The 4,250-nt window shown below is 69.2% G+C and carries 7 protein-coding genes; 1 reads left to right on the forward strand and 6 read right to left on the reverse strand.

Annotated elements, in window-relative coordinates; translation table 11 throughout:
- Positions 1-582 (reverse strand): hypothetical protein (locus tag GF399_05030; GenBank protein ID MBD3399677.1); only part of this gene is annotated, 582 nt, incomplete at its 3' end.
- A gap of 43 nt (positions 583-625) precedes the next feature.
- Here GF399_05030 and GF399_05035 point away from each other — a divergent pair.
- On the forward strand, positions 626-766 hold the full coding sequence (locus GF399_05035) for a hypothetical protein (GenBank protein ID MBD3399678.1): 141 nt from the start codon (positions 626-628) through the stop codon (positions 764-766).
- Here the strand turns inward: GF399_05035 and GF399_05040 are convergent.
- The 5 genes from GF399_05040 to GF399_05060 all read right to left on the reverse strand — a co-directional run bounded on the left by GF399_05040 (position 763) and on the right by GF399_05060 (position 3,886).
- Positions 763-1,206, reverse strand: a complete 444-nt coding sequence (locus GF399_05040; GenBank protein ID MBD3399679.1) for a hypothetical protein — start codon at positions 1,204-1,206, stop codon at positions 763-765. The genes GF399_05035 and GF399_05040 overlap by 4 nt on opposite strands.
- Positions 1,206-1,955 (reverse strand): hypothetical protein, encoded by a 750-nt coding sequence (locus GF399_05045; protein MBD3399680.1) that lies wholly within the window; start codon positions 1,953-1,955, stop codon positions 1,206-1,208. Before GF399_05045 ends, GF399_05040 begins: the two co-directional genes overlap by 1 nt.
- 34 nt (positions 1,956-1,989) lie before the next feature.
- Positions 1,990-2,460 (reverse strand): hypothetical protein, encoded by a 471-nt coding sequence (locus tag GF399_05050; protein MBD3399681.1) that lies wholly within the window; start codon positions 2,458-2,460, stop codon positions 1,990-1,992.
- Positions 2,460-2,888: a hypothetical protein gene (locus GF399_05055; protein ID MBD3399682.1), complete on the reverse strand. Its 429-nt coding sequence runs from the start codon at positions 2,886-2,888 to the stop codon at positions 2,460-2,462. The genes GF399_05050 and GF399_05055 overlap by 1 nt, the downstream gene beginning before the upstream one ends.
- 74 nt (positions 2,889-2,962) lie before the next feature.
- Positions 2,963-3,886, reverse strand: coding sequence for a hypothetical protein (locus tag GF399_05060; protein ID MBD3399683.1), 924 nt, complete (start codon positions 3,884-3,886; stop codon positions 2,963-2,965).
- Positions 3,887-4,250 lie beyond the last annotated feature (364 nt).

Raw genomic sequence — 4,250 nt, forward strand, 5'->3', positions numbered from 1 at the left:
CCGGGCTCGGCGGGACTCACCCCGTCGATTGTAAGCGTCGAGCCGGTCCAGGCTTCCCACGGCCAGGCCGTAGGAGTTGTAGACGTTCGTCGTCGAGGACGCCGGGGCCGCGCCAGCACGTTGGACGTTGCCGCCAAGGCTCGACAGCAGGTCGACCACGCCGGGAATGCCACCCGCCAGGGCCGCCTCCATATCTGGCTGCGGGATGATGTATTCCGGGGCCCCGCCCTCACCGACCATCGCTACAGTGGGCTTCGAGACGTACCCGCCCTCGGCGAAGCCGAAGATGGACAGCAGATCACCGACCAGGCCCCAGCCGGGGTTCTGCAGGCCGACGAAAACATCGACCAGCCCGCCGACCACCCGGCCCAGCTCGTCATCCAGACGCCCCAGGAAGGCCTCGGTCACCTGTTCCAGGCCGTTGAACAGGCCCGCTTGCAGGTCCCCGACGGCCGCCTCGTCGAGGGACGGTTTCTTGCCGGCGGCCGCTTCGAGACGCTCGGCCCCGGATTCCAGGGCCTCGGCGGCTCGTTCCAGCCGCTCGAGCCCGCGGTTGAGCTTTCTCTCGTTGTCAGGTTTCATCTCACTCGCTCGGGATCGTGGGGATGGGGGAACGACGCCGGAGGTGTTCACGCTGCTGCCGCTTCAGCAGAGCGGCCAACTCGGCATGAGCGATCACCCGGCGCAGGGACCAGTCGAACAGCAGCTCCTCGAGGGAGCGATCGAGCTCCCGGGCCAGCAGGGCCAGGCCGCCGAGGAAGCCTAGGCTCGCCGCGTCGCCGGGTTGTCGAGCGGTTCCGCTCCGGCTTTTTTTCGCACCACCTCCAGCGCCCGGGGCAGGTATTCCCGGGTGAAGCGGTAGAGCTCGGTAGGGGGATGCCGGCGGGCGAAGGCGGCCAGCTCGGCCTCGGGCAGGGGGCGCTGGGTCAGGGCGGCCAGCTCGGCGGGCCGGTCCTGATGCAGCACGACCCACAACAGGTAGAGCCCGGTCTCCGTCGGCGTCAGCTCGTAGGGCAGACCGCCGCGGGCGATGCGCTCCAACAGGACGTAGGCGTAACAGGTGGGCTCGGGGTAGCAGTAGTGGCCGATCTGGACCGTCCGCTCGGTGAGGAAATCCTCCGGGACCGGCTCTGAGCCGGGGACGCTCTCGTCGTCCAGCGCTTCTTCGGCGCGCTTGAACAGTTCTTCACGCAACAGCTCGGCCATCAGAGAATCCCCCGGCTGGGCGGCAGGTAGAAGACGATGTCGCCGTCGCTGGAATTATGGGCAGTGAAGCGCAGGGTGAAGGCTCCGAGCTTGCCGTTGGCGGCGCCGAGATCGAAGGAACCGCTGCGGCGGCAGTCGGCCAGGTAGACGGCGAAACGCCCGGCGGGCACCTCGCCGCTCTGCAGGTCGTGACCGCGCAGCACGCCGTAGAGGGCGAAGCGCCCGGGCAGGTCCCGCGGTCCGACGGTCAGCTTGTCACCGTCGGAGTCGTCCAGGCGCAGGTAGTCCAGGCTCAGGGCCGTGCCGGCGTCGGCGGCGTTGAAGGTCAGCACCAGGCCGTCGATCGAGTACTCCCCGGCGGCCGGTGAGTCGTCGACCCGGGCGAAGGCCTCGCCCGAGGAATCAGCGACGCGCTCGGAGCCGGCGACGGCGTCGTCGTGCTCCAGGGTGATGGTGTAAGGCGACTCGGCGGGGACGGCGGCGGATTCGCCCAACACCTCGAGGACCCGACCGGCGGAAGCCGTTCCGCCGAGAGCCAGACGCAGGGCGGCGGCGTCCAGGGCCTTGAAGGCCACCTCGCCGCGCCACTTGACGCCCGTGGGTACACTGTAGGAGCTCCAGGATTCACCGGCGGGAAAGGAGATCTCCTCCAGCTCGCAGGTCAGCTTGAAATCCTGTACCCCGCCGAAGACCACGCCGTCGCTGACGTCGACGACGCAGCCCTTACCGGTGAGAACGGTGGAAGGCATCGGTTTCCTTTCGCAAAGGGAGGTTGGCGGCCCGCTAGGGTGCGTTGACGGCCAGACGCAGGCTGGTGGCGGCGTGATGCAGGGCGGGACGCGGCGGCTCCTCCCCGGACGTACGCCAGAGGTAGGTCTCCAGGTTGAGCAGCTCCAGCCACTCCTCGCCGCTGTGTCCGGTCACCTCGCCGCCGGTGGTGGAGTAGGTGTAGGGAAAGCCGCCGCCGGCGGCCCGGCGCAGCAGGCGCCAGAGGGTCGCCGTGTCGGCGGTCAATTGCCAGAGGGCGTCCTCGCGCTCCAGGGCTTCGCGGCTGAAGGTCACGCTGAGACCGACGAGGGAGCGCCAGGCGTCCTCGCGCTCCAGGGAGTCGACGCCGATAGTCACCAGGCCGCCGGCGGGGACGACGACGGTTACCCTCGGCGCCGCCGGATCGAAGCTGAGCTGGGCGGCCGGGAAGGCATCGTCCAGCAGGGCGCCGAGAACACGGGCGTGATGCTGCAGGATGTCGGCCATCAGTCGACCTCCGTGGAATGTTCGAAGCGCCTGAAGCTCGAGAGGGTCGGAGTGTTGGGGTCGTCGCGGAACCAGGCCGGTCCGCCGCGGCCCGCGGCCAGCTCGCGACCCAGCAGGGCCGGATCGCGCACCAGCAGGGTGACGAGGGCGTCGTAGTCGGCGCGGAAACGCTCGGCCCGACCGTCGTCGGCAGCCGCTCCGGCGCGGCCGTAGTAGACGGTCAGCACCTCGGCGGCGGCCCGGTAGAGGCACAGGCGCTCGACGATCGGCGGGACGGGATCCAGCGGCGTTTCAGCGACGACGGCCCTGAGTCGCAGGTCGAGTTCGGCGTCGGCGGCCTCGAGATAATCGGTCAGGGTCTCGTCGCTGACGGCGGCGAAGGCGTCGCCCAGCAGCTCGCGCAGTTGACTGGTTTCGGCGTAGGGCACGGGGGCTCCTTGGCGTGGATTAAAACGGAATGGATGATGGCGGAGCGGGAGAATCTCCCGCTCAGTCGGGCCGTCTAGCTGCCGGAACCGTCGGAGGCGTAGGCCAGTTGGGGGAAGGTGTAGCCGGCGTTGTAACGCTGGCGGGTGCCGAAGGCGTAGAGGTCGTTGCGGAAGACCACATCGCCGGTGGCGGGATCGGTCTGGGCGGTCAGCTCCAGCTCGGTGCGCTGCTGGAAGACCAGGGGCTTGAGCGGCTCCGTGGTCATCAGCAGGTACCAGGCGCTGTCCGAGCTCAGGTAGGGGTTGAGGGCGACCTCGAACAGGCCGGCCAGAGGGTTGTTGGCGGCGCTGCCGGCGTCGTAGAACGGATGCTGGGTCAGCTCGAGGGCGCTGAAGTACAGCGCCGGGGGGACCATCAGGATGGTGCGCTCGGGACCGACGTGGTTACCCCAGGGGGCACCGTCGTTGCGCTTGGCGCCCATCAGGGTTTCTAGGCCGTCCTGAACGGCCTCGGCGTCGAGCAGGGCGTCGGTCAGGTTGCTGAAGGTGGTGCCGTCGTCGAGGGGGTGGGAGTCGCTGAAGAAGGCGACGCCGTCGTAGCAGGCGTCGTCGAAGCCGGCCTCGAGGACCGCGCTGACCAGGCGGCCCTGGTGCTCGGCGGCCCGCTGGGCGGCGGCAGTGATCGCCAGACCGATCTGGCCGGACTGGTCGTCCTCGACGGCGCTGCGCTCGAGGTAGAAGCCGAACTCCCAGGTCTTGTTGCGGATCGAGTAGCGCTGACTGACGCCCTGGTTGATGACCCGGTCGCCGATCCACTCGCGCACGTCGCCGACCAGGCGCAGCCAGTCGTAGTACTCCTCGGCCGCGCCGGAGGAGACCACGGTGGTGAAGCGTTGCCAGTCGGAGGCGCGCAGCTCGTTGTAGGCGCGGAAGAACTCGGTCCGCACGACCCCTTCGAGCAGCTTGGGCGAGAGGTCGCTGGCGGTGGTGAAGGGCATTTATCCTCCCGGTTCGTGGAAAAAAGGGAACTAGGCCGCGTGGTCGCCGGCGTCGAAGCGCAGCCGAACGTGGCCGGAGTCGACGATACCGACGATCAGGCCGGCGTAGACGGAGTTGCTGGTGGACAGGGCCACGGTTTCGTCGTCGGAGATGAGGGCGTCAGCGCCCAGGTCACCGGCGGCGGCCGAGGTCTTGGCGACGACGATCGAGCCCTGGGTGACGACGATGACTTCCTTGTCACCGTCGGCGCCCGTGGAGTTATCGGCACCGTCACGGGCCACGCCGACGAAGCGCAGGCCGGCGGTGTCGGCGCCGGGGACCAGGTAGCCGTCGCCGTTGAGGCAGACGAGGGCGCCCTTGTAG

Source organism: Candidatus Coatesbacteria bacterium (assembly GCA_014728225.1).
Classification (GTDB): domain Bacteria; phylum RBG-13-66-14; class RBG-13-66-14; order RBG-13-66-14; family RBG-13-66-14; genus WJLX01.